Origin of the sequence: Adhaeribacter swui (genome assembly GCF_014217805.1) — a bacterium.
In the GTDB taxonomy this organism is placed as follows: Bacteria; Bacteroidota; Bacteroidia; order Cytophagales; family Hymenobacteraceae; genus Adhaeribacter; species Adhaeribacter swui.
In genome coordinates this window covers 612,548-630,166 of record NZ_CP055156.1, presented here as the reverse complement: position 1 = coordinate 630,166, position 17,619 = coordinate 612,548, and the positions used below count along the sequence as shown (strand labels likewise).

11 protein-coding genes are annotated in these 17,619 nt (G+C 43.8%); 6 read left to right on the top strand and 5 right to left on the bottom strand.

The window, feature by feature from the left end; translation table 11 throughout:
• Positions 1 to 20 precede the first annotated feature (20 nt).
• From HUW51_RS03770 to HUW51_RS03760, 3 genes are all read left to right on the top strand, one after another.
• Entirely contained in the window at positions 21 to 1,175 is a 1,155-nt protein-coding gene (locus tag HUW51_RS03770; protein ID WP_185272662.1) for a 1-deoxy-D-xylulose-5-phosphate reductoisomerase, read from the top strand.
• Positions 1,176 to 1,267: 92 nt separating this feature from the next.
• Positions 1,268 to 2,593, top strand: a complete 1,326-nt coding sequence (gene rseP / locus HUW51_RS03765) for an RIP metalloprotease RseP (protein ID WP_185272661.1) — start codon at positions 1,268 to 1,270, stop codon at positions 2,591 to 2,593.
• A gap of 17 nt (positions 2,594 to 2,610) precedes the next feature.
• Positions 2,611 to 3,789 (top strand): LysM peptidoglycan-binding domain-containing protein, encoded by a 1,179-nt coding sequence (locus HUW51_RS03760; protein ID WP_185272660.1) that lies wholly within the window; start codon positions 2,611 to 2,613, stop codon positions 3,787 to 3,789.
• A gap of 95 nt (positions 3,790 to 3,884) precedes the next feature.
• On the opposite strand, the gene HUW51_RS03755 is transcribed toward HUW51_RS03760, so the two are convergent.
• Complete coding sequence (locus tag HUW51_RS03755; protein ID WP_185272659.1) at positions 3,885 to 5,873, bottom strand: OmpA family protein; 1,989 nt, start codon at positions 5,871 to 5,873, stop codon at positions 3,885 to 3,887.
• A gap of 389 nt (positions 5,874 to 6,262) precedes the next feature.
• Between HUW51_RS03755 and lon the strand changes: the two genes are divergently transcribed.
• From lon to hslU, 3 genes are all read left to right on the top strand, one after another.
• The gene (gene lon / locus HUW51_RS03750) at positions 6,263 to 8,758 is read left to right on the top strand and encodes an endopeptidase La (protein WP_185272658.1); all 2,496 of its coding nucleotides are present in this window, start codon (positions 6,263 to 6,265) and stop codon (positions 8,756 to 8,758) included.
• A 37-nt stretch (positions 8,759 to 8,795) separates the two neighbouring features.
• A complete protein-coding gene (porQ, locus tag HUW51_RS03745; protein WP_185272657.1) occupies positions 8,796 to 9,836 on the top strand; it encodes a type IX secretion system protein PorQ in 1,041 nt (346 codons plus the stop codon).
• A 106-nt stretch (positions 9,837 to 9,942) separates the two neighbouring features.
• On the top strand, positions 9,943 to 11,346 hold the full coding sequence (gene hslU / locus HUW51_RS03740) for an ATP-dependent protease ATPase subunit HslU (RefSeq protein WP_185272656.1): 1,404 nt from the start codon (positions 9,943 to 9,945) through the stop codon (positions 11,344 to 11,346).
• Between the two features lie 146 nt (positions 11,347 to 11,492).
• On the opposite strand, the gene HUW51_RS03735 is transcribed toward hslU, so the two are convergent.
• The 4 genes from HUW51_RS03735 to HUW51_RS03720 all read right to left on the bottom strand — a co-directional run bounded on the left by HUW51_RS03735 (position 11,493) and on the right by HUW51_RS03720 (position 17,392).
• Positions 11,493 to 12,359, bottom strand: a complete 867-nt coding sequence (locus HUW51_RS03735) for a DUF2911 domain-containing protein (RefSeq protein WP_185272655.1) — start codon at positions 12,357 to 12,359, stop codon at positions 11,493 to 11,495.
• Between the two features lie 159 nt (positions 12,360 to 12,518).
• The gene (locus tag HUW51_RS03730) at positions 12,519 to 14,354 is read right to left on the bottom strand and encodes an ABC transporter ATP-binding protein (RefSeq protein WP_185272654.1); all 1,836 of its coding nucleotides are present in this window, start codon (positions 14,352 to 14,354) and stop codon (positions 12,519 to 12,521) included.
• A 146-nt stretch (positions 14,355 to 14,500) separates the two neighbouring features.
• Complete coding sequence (locus tag HUW51_RS03725) at positions 14,501 to 15,985, bottom strand: sodium:solute symporter (RefSeq protein ID WP_185272653.1); 1,485 nt, start codon at positions 15,983 to 15,985, stop codon at positions 14,501 to 14,503.
• Between the two features lie 408 nt (positions 15,986 to 16,393).
• Positions 16,394 to 17,392, bottom strand: coding sequence for an MBL fold metallo-hydrolase (locus tag HUW51_RS03720; protein WP_185272652.1), 999 nt, complete (start codon positions 17,390 to 17,392; stop codon positions 16,394 to 16,396).
• Between the last annotated feature and the right edge of the window lie 227 nt (positions 17,393 to 17,619).

The window sequence follows — 17,619 nt, the reverse complement described above, 5'->3', positions numbered from 1 at the left end:
TATTTAACTATACAGGTAAATTGAAAAAAAGAATAGCGGTATTAGGTTCTACTGGTTCCATAGGCACCCAAGCCTTAGAAGTAATTCAGGCTCAACCAGACGCGTTTGAAGTAGAAGTACTTACCGCCAACAACAACGCTGATCTGCTCATTCAGCAAGCTTTACAGGTAAAACCCAACGTGGTAGTTATCTGCCGCGAAGAATTATACGACCAGGTTTTCGATGCGCTTGACCCCCACAATATAAAAGTGTACGCCGGCAAAAACGCCCTGAAAAGCGTAGTGCAAATGGATACCATTGATGTGGTATTAACCGCCATGGTAGGTTATTCGGGTTTAGAGCCTACCATAAAAGCCATTGAAGCTGGTAAAAATATTGCCCTGGCCAATAAAGAAACCTTGGTTGTAGCGGGCCAGTTAATTACCGACTTAGCCCGGGAAAAAGGCGTTAACATTTACCCCGTCGATTCGGAGCACAGCGCTATTTTCCAGTGTTTGGCAGGAGAGTTTCATAATCCCATCGAGAAAATTATTCTTACCGCTTCCGGTGGACCGTTCCGGGGCAAAGATCGCCAGTATTTAAGCACCGTAACCCGGGAACAAGCTTTAAAGCATCCTAACTGGGACATGGGCGCTAAAATTACCATCGATTCGGCTTCGCTCATGAACAAAGGCTTGGAGGTAATCGAAGCCAAGTGGTTGTTTCATTTACAAAATCAACAGATTGAAGTAATTGTGCACCCGCAGTCGATTGTGCACTCGCTGGTGCAGTTTCAGGATGGTTCATTAAAAGCGCAACTGGGTTTACCCGATATGAAATTACCGATTCAGTACGCCTTAAGTTATCCCAATAGACTAAAAAACAATTTCCCCCGTTTTAACTTCGTCGATTACCCGCAACTCACCTTCGAGAAGCCCAACTTGGAAACTTTTCGGAACCTGGCATTGGCGTTTGCCGCTATGGAGCAAGGGGGCAATGCCGCCTGTATTTTAAATGCAGCTAACGAAGTCGCCGTTAGTGCTTTCCTGGATAACAAAATAGGTTTTTTGCAAATGTCGGATATAATAGAAAGTTGTCTGGCAAAAGTTGCTTATATTGCTCATCCGGCACTTACCGATTACGTAGCCACCGACCAGGAAACACGACGGATAGCGCAGGAAATGATTAAATTGTAACTTTAAAACCCTAAATTTGTTTTTCGAACAGGTTCTTGTTTCCTGATTATTAGTGAATACAGAAGCCAACGGAATTTTTTAAATATTTTTAAATGCAATTCTCAGCACCAGAAATTTTAGATTTTTTTATTACGGTAGCCCAGTTTCTTCTGGGGTTATCCTTTTTAGTGGCCATCCACGAGTTTGGTCACATGTTAACGGCCAAGTGGTTTGGCATGCGCGTGGAAAAATACGCCATTGGCTTTCCGCCTAAAATCATCGGGAAGCAAATCGGCGAAACGGAGTACATGATTGGCGCCGTGCCCTTAGGCGGGTTCGTAAAAATTTCCGGGATGGTAGACGAATCTTTGGATACCAACGCGTTAAACGAGCCGCCCAAACCTTACGAGTTTAGAGCGAAACCCGCCTGGCAACGCCTGATTGTAATGTTAGGCGGTGTTATTGTAAACGTGCTAGCGGGTATTATTATCTTTATTTTACTGCTTTACTTTAACGGCGAACGGTATTTGCTGGCTGATGATGCCAAATACGGTATCGTAGCAACCGAGGTAGGTAAGCAAATAGGGTTAAAAGATGGTGACAAAATAGTTAAGGTTAATGGCAAAGCGGTAAAAGAGTTTGATGAAATCAACAACCCGGATATATTGCTCGGCAGCAACAAAATTACTTACACCATTAACCGCGACGGTAATTTGTTAGATATAGTACCGCCGGCCAATTTACTCGACGAAATTACTAAGAAAAATGAACCCATTGCGGTAGAGCGAAGCCCGTTTGCCATTATTGGGGTTAAGAAAGAATCCGCGATTAAGGCTGGTTTAAAAACAGGTGACAAAATTGTGCAGGTGGCCGGGCAACCGGTGCAGTACTACCACGAGTTTCAAAAGGCGTTGCAAAGCAATGTAGGTAAGGTAATTAACGTGGTTGTAAAAAGAGATAACCAGGATGTTACTTTACAAGTGCCGGTAAATAAAAAAGGGCAATTAGGTATTGAAGTAAAAAGCTTACTAAACTATAATACCCGGCAATATTCCCTGGCAGAATCTATTCCGCTGGGTACGCAAAAAGCTTTTAATGTAATTGTATTAAACATAAAAGGCTTTGCTAAAATCTTCCGCGGCGAAATTAAAGCCAGCAATGCGGTAAGTGGCCCCATTGGTATTGCCAGTTTATTTGGTGGTTCGTGGGTTATGTTTTGGTCGTTGGTGGGCATGCTTTCCATGGTTCTGGCATTTATGAATTTACTACCCATTCCGGCTTTGGATGGTGGACACGTCATGTTCCTGACCTACGAAATGGTTACAGGACAAAAGCCTTCGGATAAGTTTTTAGAGAATGCGCAGAAAGTAGGCATGGTACTCTTGCTGGGCTTAATGGTTTATGCCTTCGGCAACGATATCTATAAATTATTTACCTGAACTTAAAATGAATAGTTATGCAAAGATGGGGAAGACCAGGAGGGAAACTATTTTTTTTAATTTTTCTATTTTGCCAATCCGTTTGCGCGCAATCGCTGGTTACTGATTCCGTTTCTACTGGCAGTAATCAGGAAATAACCGGTCAGCACCTGGTTCAACCCGGCGATACTTATTACCGGCTGTCTAAAATATACCAGGTGCCGGTAGATTCTTTAATTTCCTGGAACGGGGCAAGTTTGCCAGTAGGTAAAACTATTCGGGTGCGTTCCCAAAGTTTAATAGAGCCAGCGAAAGCATCTGGAGCAACAGTTAAAGCGCAGGCACCACGGCTTAATTCGCCGGCTAAAGCAAAAGCAGCCGATAGTAAAAATACTGCTACTGCTTCGGAGCCTCCCCAACCCGTAAGTACCACCATCACCCATTACGACAAAGAAGATCATGCAACTTCGGCAATGCATAAAACTACCCAACGTATAATGGTAGTACCCTTTGATCCGTACCTGTACTTTTCGGATGCTGATGAAGATATTTCCCGGCAGTCCAAAATTCCCCGGCCCGATGTACGTTATACATTCCGTAGCCGCTTGAGCGCTTTACTTACGCCAAATGGTTTTGAAACCATTAACTTACTGCACGGAGGAACCAGCAGAAGTGCCGATTCTTTGCCGGCTATTTATAAGGCTCTGGATTACCAGTACCTGCCAGTAACGGCTTCAAAGTATAACCCTTTACCTCCCAAGCAAAAAACAATATTGTCTGGACCAAAAGCCTGGTTTCAGAAACAAAAAGCCAAGGTGGGAATAACAACGCCCCAAGAGGCAACGGCCGCAACTGCCGCTGACAAATATTACGGGGTAACTGCGAAAAGCTCTGATTTTTATACTTATTACAACAATCGCTACCAGCTCGATTATTATTTATTCATCAATCAGTTCGAAATTCATACGGATTACAGCAACTGCCTCGACCGGACTACGCAGGATTTTATCCGGGAATTTACGGTGCATTATACCTTGGTGGATGCTCAAGGAAATTTGATTGCCGGTAATAAAGTTAAGATTCCGTACGTGTCCAATGTGAACGATCTGGATAAAATTAGCCGCGATAATCTGGGCAAAATAGCGCAACGCATTTTAGACGACCTGCCACCCGCCCAAATACCAAACTCTGAAGCCGCTGCCGCAGACCAAAACTAAACTATACCTTTCCATAAACTAAGGTTGAAGTGTATTCAGTTTTTAAAATTTGTTATTTTTTAAAAACTGAATACACTATAAATTCTTCCTTCCTGCTATTCTTTCAAATTAGCGGGTTCTGGTTTTATTAGTTTAAATTCTACGCGCCGGTTAATGCGCCGGTCTTCTTCGGTTACTTCGTCGCGTAAAGGTTCGGAGTTGCCGTAACCCCAGGCTTGCACCCGGTTGTCGGGAATTTTGCCTTTTTGCTCAATGTATTTCTTTATGGAGTCGGCGCGTTTCTGCGATAATTCGGTATTAAAATCCGGGTCACCACTGCTATCAGTGTGGCCGCCTATTTTTAGTTGAAAGGTTGGATGATCCGCCAGAAACAAGACAATCCGGTCGAGGATCGGTTCCATAATTGGTTTAATGTCTGATTTGCCTTCGTCAAATTCAATATTTTTAAAAATTAACGGCAGTTTATAATCTATCGCTGAGGTCATTATTTTAAAAACCGTGTCTTGCTTCAGGTCAATTTCTTTTTCTACACTAAAAAAATCCGGGCTTTGAATTAAAAGCATGTATCGGTTTTGGTCAATCAAGTCAAAATCAAAAGAGCCATCGTTCCGGATGTATTTAGAAGCTACCTCAATGCCGTTAGTTAAATCAATTACCGAAACAATGCCGTTTAGGGGCGCATTGGTAACCGAGTCCACGAGCGTGCCTTCCAGGCGGGTTACCGCTAGCGGGTGGGCTTCCATGGGTAACGGAAAAGAATATAAATCCAGATTTTTTAAATCGTTGGGCTCCGAGCGGGCATAGTATAAGTTTTCGGATTTGCCATCGATGGTAAAGTAGTATTCGCTGCCTTTGCCGTTTACCAAGGGACCGATGTTGCGGGGTTCCTGCCAGCGGCCATTAACGCGGTACGTTTTATAGATATCAAAATCGCCGTTATTCAGGAGTTGTCCCCGGGAGCTGAAGTACAAAACCTGGTATTTCGGGTGAAAAAACGGGCTTACTTCGCTTTCGCGGGTATTAATTACTGGCCCCATGTTTTTGGCGGGTGCCCAGCGGCCGTTTTTAAGTTTGTACGTGAAATAAATATCCGAAGTGCCAAAACCACCCAATCGATCAGAGGCAAAGTAAAGCGTATCTTCGTTTTGCGATAGCGTTGGTTGCGAGTCCCAGGCCGGGCTATTTACCTGCATGCCCAAATTTTTAATGTTGCCCCAGGTACCGTCTTTCATTTTTTTAGCCACGTACAAATCGCAATTGCCGTGGCAATCGCGGCAGTCGCAACGGGCAAAATACAAGGTTTGTCCGTCTTTGCTCAGGCAGGCCGAGCCTTCATTATAAATACTATTTATGGGTTTACCGAATGATTTTGCTTTTTCCCAGTTACCGTCTACATTGTCCGTATAAAATAAATCTTCGTTGTAGCCCGAGTTGATGGAAGGCCCCCGGTTGCGACGCGAAGTAAAAATTAAACGCCCCGTGTTAGAGTTAATGGTAGGGCCATAATCTTCGAATTTCGAGTTAATATCTGGGCCCATGTTGGTGTATACGCCTTTGGGCGGCTGAAACGTATTAACGGATTTGCGGTACTCCACCAGTTCGTAGTAAAAATCTAGGGGCAAGTACAACGATTTGGATTTTGCCTCCAGAGAATCATAATACAACTGAATCTTGGTGATATCGGAGCGGTGGTGTTTCAGGGCTAAGCGGTAAAACGCTTTTGCGTGGTCCATGTCGTTAACCCGCTCGTATAATTGCGCTAACCGCCACAGTAAAGAAGTATTCCGGTAAAAATTTTCGATGCCAAAGTTGTTCACGTAATTCCGGAGCAAAGGCAATGCTTTAAGGTATTCTTTCCGTTTTTCGAGCCGGTTTATGTTTTTTAATGCCCGGCGATCTTCGTAGTACGGAATTTTATCTACGTTCGGAAAATCAATAATTACTTCGGCCTTAGGCTGCTGCCGGTGAGCGGTGCTGTCGGTAACTGATTTTTTTTTGAGCGAGAGTTTCGTTTGGGCCAGGGCTGGTCCAAAAGTGCTGCAAAGCAAAGCCAAAAACAAGTTAAATACAAAAAAGCGACGCATACAACCAATTCAGCATTACCGGCACGGATATTCAATTAATCAAATATACCGTAAAATAATTCAAAACCACAAAAACTTCGTTAATAGATGCATAACGTAGTTTTAATTAATAAAATCAGCTACTTGTATAATAGCCAAATTTGCAATAATCCGTTTAAGTAACAACCGGATTAAAAGTTATCCGGATTTTAAAATTTTAAAAAAATACAAGCCCAGTAGCCTTGCCAACCATTTCAACCTTAAAAATTGGCTGGTGCTATCCTCTTTTTTAGGATAGTTTTTAAAATGGCACTGCTGGTATTGGCATAGGACTTGAGAATTACTTATATTGATTTAAATTTACAATTCACTTCGCTGGTTGCTGTCAGTTTGGCACGGCCTTGTACACTATGGACTATAACGCCACTAATCTTCAGGAGTTGTTACTCGCTGCTAATCGGAGCAACGACCCGGAAGATATGATCTCGATTATTACTACTGAACCTGAACATGACGAATTAGCTGGAAAAAAGGCGCCGGAGTTGCTGCCTATTTTGCCGGTACGCAATACCGTTTTATTTCCGGGAGTAGTGCTGCCCATTACCGTTACCCGCAAAAAATCAATCCGGTTGGTGCGCAAAGCTTACCGGGGAAACAAAATACTGGGCGTAATTGCTCAGAAAAATACCAAAAGCGACGACCCTACCCGCGATGATTTGTACACGGTGGGTACCATGGCTAAAATTTTAAAAATGTTGGTGTTGCCCGATGGTAATACTACCATTATTATTCAAGGCCAGACCCGGTTTGAGATTAAAGAAGTAGTGCGGGAAATTCCGTATTTAACGGCCACGGTTAGTTACTGCCAGGAGTCTTTCCCGGCCAAGCCCAGCAAAGAAGTAAAAGCCTTGGTACAGTCGTTGAAAGATGCGGCGGCTAAAATGCTGAAACTCAATCCGGAGATTCCGCAGGAAGCCCAGGTGGCCCTGGATAACATTGATTCGCCGAGCTTCTTAACGCATTTCTTATCGTCGAACATTAACGTGGAAGTGCAGCAAAAGCAATCGCTGCTGGAGATTAACGATGGCGTAGAACGCGGTACTACCTTGCTGCAACTCATGTTGCGCGAGATCCAGATGCTGGAAATCAAGCACGAGATTCATACCAAAGTACACACCGATATTGACCAACAACAGCGGGATTACTTTTTGCGGCAGCAAATAAAAGTTTTGCAGGATGAGTTGGGTTTCGATGGGCCAGATCAGGAAATTGAGCGTTTCCGGGAAGCAGCCAAAAAGAAAAAATGGCCGGAAGCAGTAGCAAAGCATTTTAATAAAGAAATTGAAAAATTAGCCCGTTTAAACCCGGCAGCGGCAGAGTACCCGGTTTCGGTGAACTACGTCGAGTTTCTGTTGGATTTGCCTTGGGGCGAATACACGAAGGATAACTTTAATTTAAAAAGAACCAAGAAAATTCTGGATGCCGACCATTACGGCCTGGAAAAAGTAAAAGAGCGCATAATCGAGTATTTAGCGGTTTTAAAGCTGAAAAACGATATGAAAGCGCCCATTTTGTGCTTGTTTGGGCCTCCCGGCGTAGGTAAAACTTCGTTAGGTCGTTCAATAGCCAAATCGTTGGGCCGCAAATATGTCAGGATGTCACTGGGTGGCGTACGCGACGAAGCCGAAATCCGGGGGCACCGCAAAACCTATGTGGGGGCTATGCCGGGCAAAATTGTGAGCCAGATTAAAAAAATTGGTTCCGCCAACCCGGTTATCGTACTCGACGAAATTGATAAAATTAGCTCCGATTTTCGCGGCGATCCTTCTTCGGCTTTGTTGGAAGTACTGGATCCGGAGCAAAATAGTACGTTCGTAGATAATTACCTGGAGGTGGAATACGACTTATCGAAGGTTTTATTTATTGCTACGGCTAATTCCCTGGATACCATTCAGCCGGCCCTGCGCGACCGCATGGAAATTATTGATATTACCGGTTATACCATCGAAGAAAAAACCGAAATTGCTAAAAAGCATTTGGTGCCTAAACAAAAAGCCGAGCACGGTTTAGAACCCAAAGACGTTGTTTTCTCTGCGGCCGCTATTCAAAAAATAATTGAAGATTATACCCGCGAGTCGGGCGTACGTAGCCTGGAACGCAAAATTGGTGCGGTTGCCCGGAACATTGCCAAAGCCAAAGCCCTGGAGGAAGAATTTAAAAAAGTAATCGACCCGACGGATGTAGTAAGAATTCTGGGACCCGAAATTTTTGATAAAGAAATTTACCAGGATAACGACACCGCCGGCGTAGTTACCGGCCTGGCCTGGACTTCGGTAGGCGGCGATATCTTGTTTATCGAATCGATTCTGAGCCGGGGTAAAGGCAAATTAACCTTATCGGGGCAGTTGGGCGATGTAATGAAGGAATCGGCTGTAACGGCGCTGTCTTATTTAAAGGCGCACGCGGCAGATTTAAAAATTGATTACCGGATTTTTGACCAATACGATTTGCACATTCACTTTCCGGAAGGAGCAGTGCCGAAAGATGGACCATCGGCGGGGATTGCTATTTTTACTTCCATCGCCTCGGTATTTACGCAACGCAAAGTACGGTCGCATTTGGCCATGACCGGTGAAATTACCTTGCGCGGCAAAGTATTACCGGTGGGGGGCATTAAAGAAAAAATATTAGCCGCCAAACGGGCCGGTATTAAAGATGTAATTCTGTGCCAGAAAAACCGGAAAGATATTAACGAAATTCCGGCCGAATACATTAAAGATTTAAATATTCATTTTGTAGATAAAGCTCCGGATGTGCTGCAAATTGCCTTACTGCAGGAAAAAGTAGCCCACCCGCTGAATCTGGAAATTAGCGAACCCGTGTTGCCAATTGCGGCGGAGGTTTAATTTAAAAAATTAGGAAAATGGTTCTAATACTTAGGTAATGTTGTTAAACCAAAGAACCATTTTTACCTTTTTTTTATTTTTACAGGCATTTATTGGGCACGGACAGGTTGGTAGCCGACAAGTTTTTTCTTTTCTGGATAATCCGGCCGGTGCCCGTTTAGCGGCTTTGGGCAGCGTAAATGTATCGGCGCCGGGCACAGATGCCACCATGTTGCAGGCAAATCCGGCCTTGTTGCAAGCAGGCATGCACAAACACCTGGCACTAAGCTACACCGATTATATTGCCGATATTTCGCTGAGCTCGGTTTATTACGCCGTAAATCATCCTAAATACGGGCAATGGGGAGCCGGTTTGCAGTACCTGGGTTACGGCGATTTCACGCAAACCGATCCTACAGGGCAATCCACCGGCAGTTTTTCGGTTCACGATTACGTGCTAAGCCTTACGCACGCCACCACGCTAAAACCATTTACGCTAGGCGCCACGTTAAAATTTGCCCTTTCGGGAATTGCCGAATATAAATCAACAGCGGCGCTGGTAGACTTAGGGGGCATTTATAAACATCCGGAAAAAGAACTGTACGTGGGGCTGGCGCTGAAGAATATCGGGTATCAACTTAAAACGTTTACCGGCGAAAAACGCGTTGCCATGCCTTTTGATGCGCAATTGGGCGTAACCTATAAGCCCGAACACATGCCTTTGCAATTCTCGGTAACCGCGCACCACCTTCAACAGTTTAACATCAGCTATTCCGATACCACCCAATCCGGACTATACCTGGTAAACCCGCCAGCTACTACTTTTACTGACAAGCTGGCCCGGCATTTTGTGGTGAGCAGTCAGTTTTTACTCAGCAAGAATTTTCAGGTTATAGTGGGTTATAACCACTTGCGCCGGCAAGAACTGCGGCTGGAAACTAAATCGGGTGGTGCTGGTTTATCTATGGGAGCTACCGTGCGGGTAAAATCGTTTGAGTTTATTTTTACGCGGGCGTATTACCACGTAGCTGGGGCGAGTAATGCTTTTACGGTTATTTCAAATGTAACGCCGCTTTTTAAAAAGAAAACCAGGGTTTAATCCGTTTTATTAATTTTGAACGTATAATTTCTTTTTACCAAAATTTTAAAAATTTAAAAAATTACGAAGAACTCCCGCTAAGGAGTTTATTCCGGAACATACCATTATGCTAGATACCACGCAATATTTAACCCCGGTACAAATTGTAGCCGAACTAGATAAGTACATTATTGGGCAGCACGAAGCAAAACGCAATGTTGCTATTGCCTTGCGTAACCGCTGGCGCCGCATGCACGCCGCCGCCGACATGCAAAACGAAATAGTACCGAATAATATATTAATGATTGGCGCTACCGGTGTTGGTAAAACCGAAATTGCCCGCCGTTTAGCCAGTATTGCCGATGCGCCTTTTACCAAAGTAGAAGCTTCTAAATTTACCGAAGTAGGTTACGTAGGCCGCGACGTGGAAAGCATGGTGCGCGATTTGGTAGAGCAATCGGTGAATATGGTGAAAACCCGCCGGAAAGAAGAAGTAAAGGTTCAGGCGGCCCAGGCCGTAGAAGACATTATTCTGGATGCGTTAATTCCGCCGGTTACCAGTGCGCCCGCCAAACCTTACGCCGGATTTTCTACTACCCACGATGATTCGCAAATGCCCGACAGCGACCAGGAACTGAACGAACGCACCCGCGAAAAATTCCGATTAAAAATCCGGAACGGCGAACTGGAGGATCGTAAAATTGAAATAAAGGTGCAGCAGAATAGTTCGGCCGGCGTGGGCGTGCTGGGGCCGGGCATCGACGAGGCTTCCATGATGAATATTCAGGAAATGATTAGCGGCATGATGCCCAAGAAAACCCGCAAACGTAAAGTTACCATTGCCGAAGCCCGTAAAATTTTGCTGGAAGAAGAAGCCGTGAAGCTGATTGACATGGACGAGGTGAAAGAAGAAGCCATCCGGAAAGCCGAAAATGCGGGCGTTATTTTTATCGACGAAATTGATAAAATTGCTTCGGCCAGCAATAAAGGTGGGGGCGGACCTGATGTAAGCCGGGAAGGCGTGCAGCGCGACTTGTTGCCCATCGTGGAAGGTAGCACCGTAAGCACCAAATACGGCGTTATTAAAACCGATCATATATTGTTTGTGGCTGCCGGCGCTTTTCACGTAGCCAAACCTTCGGATTTAATACCGGAATTACAAGGCCGTTTCCCGATTCGGGTAGAACTGAATAGCTTAACCAAAGAAGATTTTTACAGCATTTTAAAATTCCCGAAAAATGCTTTAACCAAGCAATACGAAGCCTTGCTGCAAGCCGAAGAAGTAGAGTTAACTTTCTCAGACGATGCTTTACATAAAATTGCCGAGATTGCTTTTGAGGTAAACGCCGAAGTAGAAAATATTGGCGCCCGTCGCTTACAAACTGTAGTAAGCCAGTTATTAAACGAAATTTTGTTTGATGTGCCGGATAAAATCGGGGCCAATGCCAAAGTAATGATTACCGCCGAAATGGTAGACGAGAAACTATCCGGCATGGTGAAAAACCGGGATCTGAGCCAATATATTTTGTAGTAAAAAGTGAATTTTTAAAAAATTAAAATAGAAAGTTAGATTACGTTCTACACTTCTGTTTACTATAATATAAAAAAAGCCGATGTAAGTACTTACATCGGCTTTTTTGTGATTTTTAAAATTAGAAATTTTTAAAAATCAATAATCTATTTGGATTTCGCCCACTCGGCAATGGCTTGTTCGTTCATGCGTACGTAATCGTCGTTTTTAGCGGCTTTGGCCAGTTCAATAGATTTTTGCGCTGAGGCAGTAGCTCCTTTAAAATCTTTGGCCCGGGCCTGAATTTTAGCTTGGGTGTGCATGTTCCAGAACTTCGGATCTTTTTCGTTGGCTTTTTTAATCCACTCCAGAGCTAATTTATTGTCTTTGTTGTTTTCGTAGTAGTAGCTGGCGGCAGCGGCGTACATATCAGCGCTAACGTTTTGCCCATTAACTACCTGCTCCTGAATTTGCTTCATTACTTTGCTTTCTACCTCGGTAACTATTTTAAATTTAACCGACGTATTTTCCCAGAGTAATTCTACGTTAGCGGTAGCCGGGGTAAGGTCCGAAAAGTTAATGGTAAAGGTTTCGGTGCGGTTAGTTAACCGGATGGGTTTTACTGTGAAGCGGGTTACGTCTTCTTCTTTTTTGTAACCTTCTGTGTTGCCACCCAGCGTTAAGTTTTTGTTTAACACAATGGTCCACTCGTTTTCGTTCGGAATGGTATACAACGCGTATTCGCCGGCCGGCACTTTGTTGCCTTGTACCGTTACATCGTCTTTAAAAGTGATTTTGGTGGTGCCATTCGCACCCGTACGCCAAGGTTCACCAAACGGCCGAACTCCCCCGAAAACTTTGCGGCCTTTAGCACTAGGCCGCGAATATTCAACCGAAATAGTAGTAAGACCAACCTTCTGGCTTACGGTGCCAAGCGGACTAGCTTGCGGCGTTTCTAACTGAGCAAAGGCCATATTGGCAGAAAGCAGACAAGCCACAACAACCGACATACTTCCGGTGATAAATTTTTTCATTTTTTAAAAAATTAATAATTTGGATAATAGAATTTACCAGTAAAAATAAGGAAAACTACCGGTAAGCTAAATGCTTTTTAAAAAGATACTTTTGGGTAAGGATAGGATAAAAAATAACCAATCCGTTGCCAAATTGGTTATTTCGGTTTTTTTTAAATTTTAGCTTAATTCAAATTGTAGCCGGAGTAAGTTGGCGTACAAGCCGTTTTCGTTGAGCGATAATTCTTCGTGGGTGCCTTGCTCGGCTATCTGACCGTTTTCTATTACCAATATTTTATCGGCTTTCCGGATGGTAGATAAGCGGTGCGCAATAATAATGCTGGTACGGCCTTTCATCAGTTCGTCCATGGCTTGTTGTACCAGTTTCTCCGATTCAGAATCTAAAGAGCTGGTAGCTTCGTCGAGGATAAGAATAGCCGGATTTTTTAAAATTGCCCGGGCAATGGCAATACGTTGCCGCTGCCCACCCGATAATTTAATGCCGCGTTCGCCCACCACCGTGTCCAGTTGTTCCGGGAAAGATTGAATAAACTGGTAAGCATTGGCTTTTATGGCGGCCTGTATAATTTCTTCTTCGGTAGCATTGGGCTTGCCGTAAGCAATGTTTTCGCGGATAGTGCCGCCAAATAATAAAACTTCCTGCGGCACAATGCCAATATTGCGGCGCAGCTCGGTTAAGTTTATATCGTTTATATTTTGCCCGTCGATGCAAATCTGGCCGCCTTTTAAGTTATAAAACTTCATGAGCAAAGCCACAATCGTAGATTTACCAGCCCCGCTGGGTCCCACCAGAGCTACTTTTTCGCCGGACTGAATTTGAAACGAGATATCTTTTAAAACCGCAATATCAGGCCGGGTAGGATAAGAGAAGGCTACCTGGTCGTATTCAATGTTTCCGCTTACTTTTAAAGCAGCACCCGTGGTATTTTCTTTATTAGTAGGCTCTTCCGGTTCGTCTAAAATTTCTAAAACGCGGTCAGCGGCGCCCAGCGACGTTTGCACGCGACCGTACATATCACCTAAACCACCTACCGAGGCTCCGATAAATGTAGTATAAATAATAAATTGTACTAATTGACCAATGGTTAACTCCCCGCTTTCTACAAGCGAAGCTCCAAACCACAACACCAGAATAATGCCACCAAAAAGCCCCACAATAATAAAAGAAACAAATGCTCCCCGGAAGTAAGAAGCTTTTAAAGCATTTCGAACGGCATTGCCCAACGACCGGTTATAGCGGCCAATTTCAAATAATTCGTTCGTAAAGGCTTTTACCACGTTAATGGCCTGCAGCGTTTCTTCTACAATTACGTTGGTTTTTCCTATTTCTTCCTGGGTTGCTTTCGATAATTTTTTAATCCGTTTTCCGAAAACGAATGCCAGGAGTACCAATACCGGAAAAGTGCCCAGCATAAACAAAGACAACTTTACCGAAGTAACCATAATAATGATTACCCCCACAATTAAGGTAACCAATTGCCGGAACAACTCGGCTAAAGTAATAGAAAACGTATCCTGTAACTGAGCAACATCGGAAGTAATGCGGCTGGTAATTTCGCCTACCCTTTTTTGCTCGAAAAACGGAATGGGCAGCACCACAAACTTCGCGTATAACGAGCGCCGGATATCGGCTACGGCAAATTCACTTACCTGGGCGAAAAAGTAAATCCGGAAAAACGAAAAAATACCTTGCAGCACAATTACCCCGAATAAACCCAGGGAAATCAAATTGATATTTTTTAAAAAAGCTAGGCCGGTACCCGTTGCAGCGCCAGTAGCCGAATCGACTAACTGACCCGTAAGGGCCGGAAATATCATAAACGTAGAGCTGGATAAGGCTAAGAATATAAGCCCGATAATAAATTTAACTTTATAAGGAAGGGTGTATTTAAAAATACGAAGACCTTTCTGAAAGTTTTCTTTGGTTAGTGGTTTTTTGCCGGAAGTGGAGTCATCGGTATTGTTGGCTCTTCCCCCGAATCCGCGTTTAGCCATTAAATAATGTTAAGCTGGTAGTATTATCTATTTTAAACACGAAGTACGTGTAAATCGTTTGCAAAGGTAGGTATTCTTAAGAATTAAGCAGGGTTTATCGCTCTAGAATTACTGAATCTTATTTCTGGTAGATAACCTTGTCTTTTTCAATTATTTACCATCTCACCGGTGGTTGGTTCCAAAACGGCCGATGCCGGTCGCGAAATGCTGAGCAGACCCAGGATGGTGATAAAACCATTTAGCATTAAAATCTCGAACCCAAACTCGTAGCCCCAGAACCATTCTTTGGAATTGATATTGATTATATACGTAAGAATGGGCGCTAAAAAGCAAACTACCGGTACCAATTTATCCTGTAAGTTCCGGCGAATAAATAAGCCGAAGAAGTACAAGCCCAGTAACGGCCCGTAGGTATAACCCGCAATTTTAAAAACAGCGGTTACCACGCTCTCGTCGTTAATAATTTTAAAAATTACAATTACCAGCATCAGCAGCAGCGAAAAGCCAATGTGCACGTAAAATTTAAGCTTCTGGCGCTGGGTTTCGGGACGATTTTTAAAATCCAGAAAATCGACGCAGAATGAGGTGGTAAGGGCAGTTAAAGCAGAGTCGGCGCTGGCGTAGGTAATGGCTACAATACCCAGAATAAAAGCTATCGCGGCAAAAGCCGGAAAATAATTAAGCGCTAAAAACGGAAAAACATCGTCGCCTTTAGTGGGTAAGGTAATGCCTTTGGCTTCGGCAAAAATGTACAACAGGGCTCCCAGGGATAAGAACAAAATATTTACCAGCACCAAAATAATGCTGAACGTAAACATGTTTTTTTGCGCTTCGCCCAGGTTTTTACAACTCAGGTTTTTTTGCATCATGTCCTGGTCCAGACCGGTCATTACAATGGTAATAAAAGCGCCCGAGAAAAACTGCTTCATAAAATACCGGCTGTCTTTTACGTCCCAAAAAAATACTTTAGAAAAGCTACTTTCTTCCACGGTTTTAACCAGCCCCTGAAACGATAAATTTAACTCGTCGGAGATTAAAACAATGCTGGTTCCCACGCAGATCAGCATCGCCAAAGTCTGAAAAGTATCGGTCCAGATAATGGTTTTCATGCCTCCCCGGAACGTGTATACCCAAATAAGGCCAATAGTAATAAATACCGAAACGTAAAAAGGAACACCTAACGCATCAAAAACGGCTAATTGTAATACCCCGGCTACCACGTACAAGCGTAAAGCGGCGCCAATGGTACGCGCCAGCAAAAAGAAAAAAGCGCCGGTTTTATACGACCAATAGCCAAAGCGCTGCTCCAGGTAGGCATAGATGGAAATTAAATTTAACCGGTAATACAGCGGCATGAGAATGGTGGCAATTACCAGATAACCCAACAAATACCCGAATACGAATTGCATGTACGAAAACTCGGCTTTATTTACCATGCCCGGAATGGAGATAAAAGTAACCCCGGAAAGGGAAGTACCAATCATCCCGAAAGCCACTACAAACCACGGCGACTTGCGGTTGGCCAGAAAAAAGGAATCGGTGTTATCGGATTTGCTGCTGGTAAGAAACGAGATTAGGATTAAAATGCAGAAGTAAGCCGCAATAATGCTAATAATGGTAATCGGCGACATAGGAGGTTACAGGTTACAAGTTGCAGGTTGCAAGTTACAAGTTATTTTGGTTACAAGTTGCAGGTTATTCTGGTTAGAAAGTTGGAAGGTTGGAAGGTTAGAAGGTTGTAAGATCAGAAAGTTGGAAATTTAGAAATTTAAAAAACAGACTAATCTATTTCTCTGCCTAAGTACTACGCCTACCTGCCGCCAGTTTAGCGTTAGCGTAACTGGTGGCTGTTTATACTGGCAAGCTTTCAGCTTGCGTCAAGTTGAAAACTTGACCTATTAGGAACCCCCAGCTACAAGCTGGCGGTAGTAAATTTTTAAAAAATTCCATTGCAAGCACGCCTTGCTCGCGCCAACAGAAATTAAGCAAGTTAATTATTGCCGACATCTTAAAACCTTCCAACTTTCCAACCTTCCAACTCACAAAAGTACCCGCTCGCCTACGGCCGGAATTTTTAGTTTGCCTTGTAGTTTGCCAGCGGCGGCTAGTTCCTGCATCCAGCGGATGGATTCGCCAGCGGGTTCGTCGGATAAGTCGAAGGTACCGTAGTGCATTGGGATAAGAGTTTTAGCTCCCAGGTCGTTGCAGGCTTGCACCGCTTCCGGCGGATTCATATGACTGAGTTGCATCAGGTAGGGCGGTTTGTAGGCACCAATGGGTAAAATAGCTACATCGGGTGGACCAAATAATTCTTTAATTTCGGCAAAGTGCTTTTCGTAGGCGCTATCGCCGCCAAAATAGATAAGCTGGGTAGCCGTTTGAAAAAGAAAGCTGCCCCACAAGATTTTGTTCATGTCAGTTAAGCCCCGACGGTGCCAATGGGCAGCGGGTAAATAATATACTGCTACGCCTAAATTTTCCGGCAAGCTGTATTGCTGGTACCAGCCGGCTTCCTGGTACGTTATACCGGGCGCCATGTGGTGCAATAACTCGCCCATAGCCAACGGAATAAGTGCTTTTACCTGCGGATTGTTTTTCACGAGGGCTTTAATGGATTTTTCGTCCAGGTGGTCGCGATGCCCATGCGACAGGGCCAGGTAATCAATGTGGCGGATGTCGTTAATGGAACAAGGCAAAGGGTGCCGCCGGCGCAGAAACGGAGAATCGAGTAAAACCGGATCTAACAAAAACGAAACCCCATTTAGTTGCAGTAAAAACGAGGCGTGCCCCAACCAAACCAGTAGATCATTGTTAGCCGTAAACACCTGCGCGTCCGGAATAACGGGCGGTACGTATTTGTCTTTTTCTTTCTCGGCTTTTTGCGGATTAGGGGAAAGTTGCCATTTCAATACTGTTTTAAACGATGGGGTATATAACTCGTCGCCGTTGGCAAATTGGCCATCTATTATTTTGTTGCCCGGGTAATTAGGTTTAACGGTTTTTAAGTGATCGTTGCGCCGGTAACGGATGGTTGTCAAGGTTTGATGGTTTGAAGGTTGAAAAGTTAAAAGGTTAGAAAGTTAAAAGGTTGAAAAGCTGAAATTTTAAAAAATTGAATTTTTATTAAACGTTTAAAGTAAAAATTTAAAAATAGCAGACTTTTACAAACAAGGCAGTGCCCGCGTTTGTGTCTTCACAAACGATTTTCCAAGTCTTTTTGGGTTAAATTAAAATTCATAAGACTAAGTATTGCCTAAAACCTTCA

Excerpts from the sequence above, each read along its gene's own strand:
- hslU (WP_185272656.1), top strand. The coding sequence starts at position 9,943 with ATGCTAGATACCACGCAATATTTAACCCCGGTACAAATTGTAGCCGAA.
- HUW51_RS03730 (WP_185272654.1), bottom strand. The coding sequence starts at position 14,354 with ATGGCTAAACGCGGATTCGGGGGAAGAGCCAACAATACCGATGACTCC.
- lon (WP_185272658.1), top strand. The coding sequence starts at position 6,263 with ATGGACTATAACGCCACTAATCTTCAGGAGTTGTTACTCGCTGCTAAT.
- porQ (WP_185272657.1), top strand. The coding sequence starts at position 8,796 with ATGTTGTTAAACCAAAGAACCATTTTTACCTTTTTTTTATTTTTACAG.
- HUW51_RS03760 (WP_185272660.1), top strand. The coding sequence starts at position 2,611 with ATGCAAAGATGGGGAAGACCAGGAGGGAAACTATTTTTTTTAATTTTT.
- HUW51_RS03725 (WP_185272653.1), bottom strand. The coding sequence starts at position 15,985 with ATGTCGCCGATTACCATTATTAGCATTATTGCGGCTTACTTCTGCATT.
- HUW51_RS03735 (WP_185272655.1), bottom strand. The coding sequence starts at position 12,359 with ATGAAAAAATTTATCACCGGAAGTATGTCGGTTGTTGTGGCTTGTCTG.
- rseP (WP_185272661.1), top strand. The coding sequence starts at position 1,268 with ATGCAATTCTCAGCACCAGAAATTTTAGATTTTTTTATTACGGTAGCC.
- HUW51_RS03755 (WP_185272659.1), bottom strand. The coding sequence starts at position 5,873 with ATGCGTCGCTTTTTTGTATTTAACTTGTTTTTGGCTTTGCTTTGCAGC.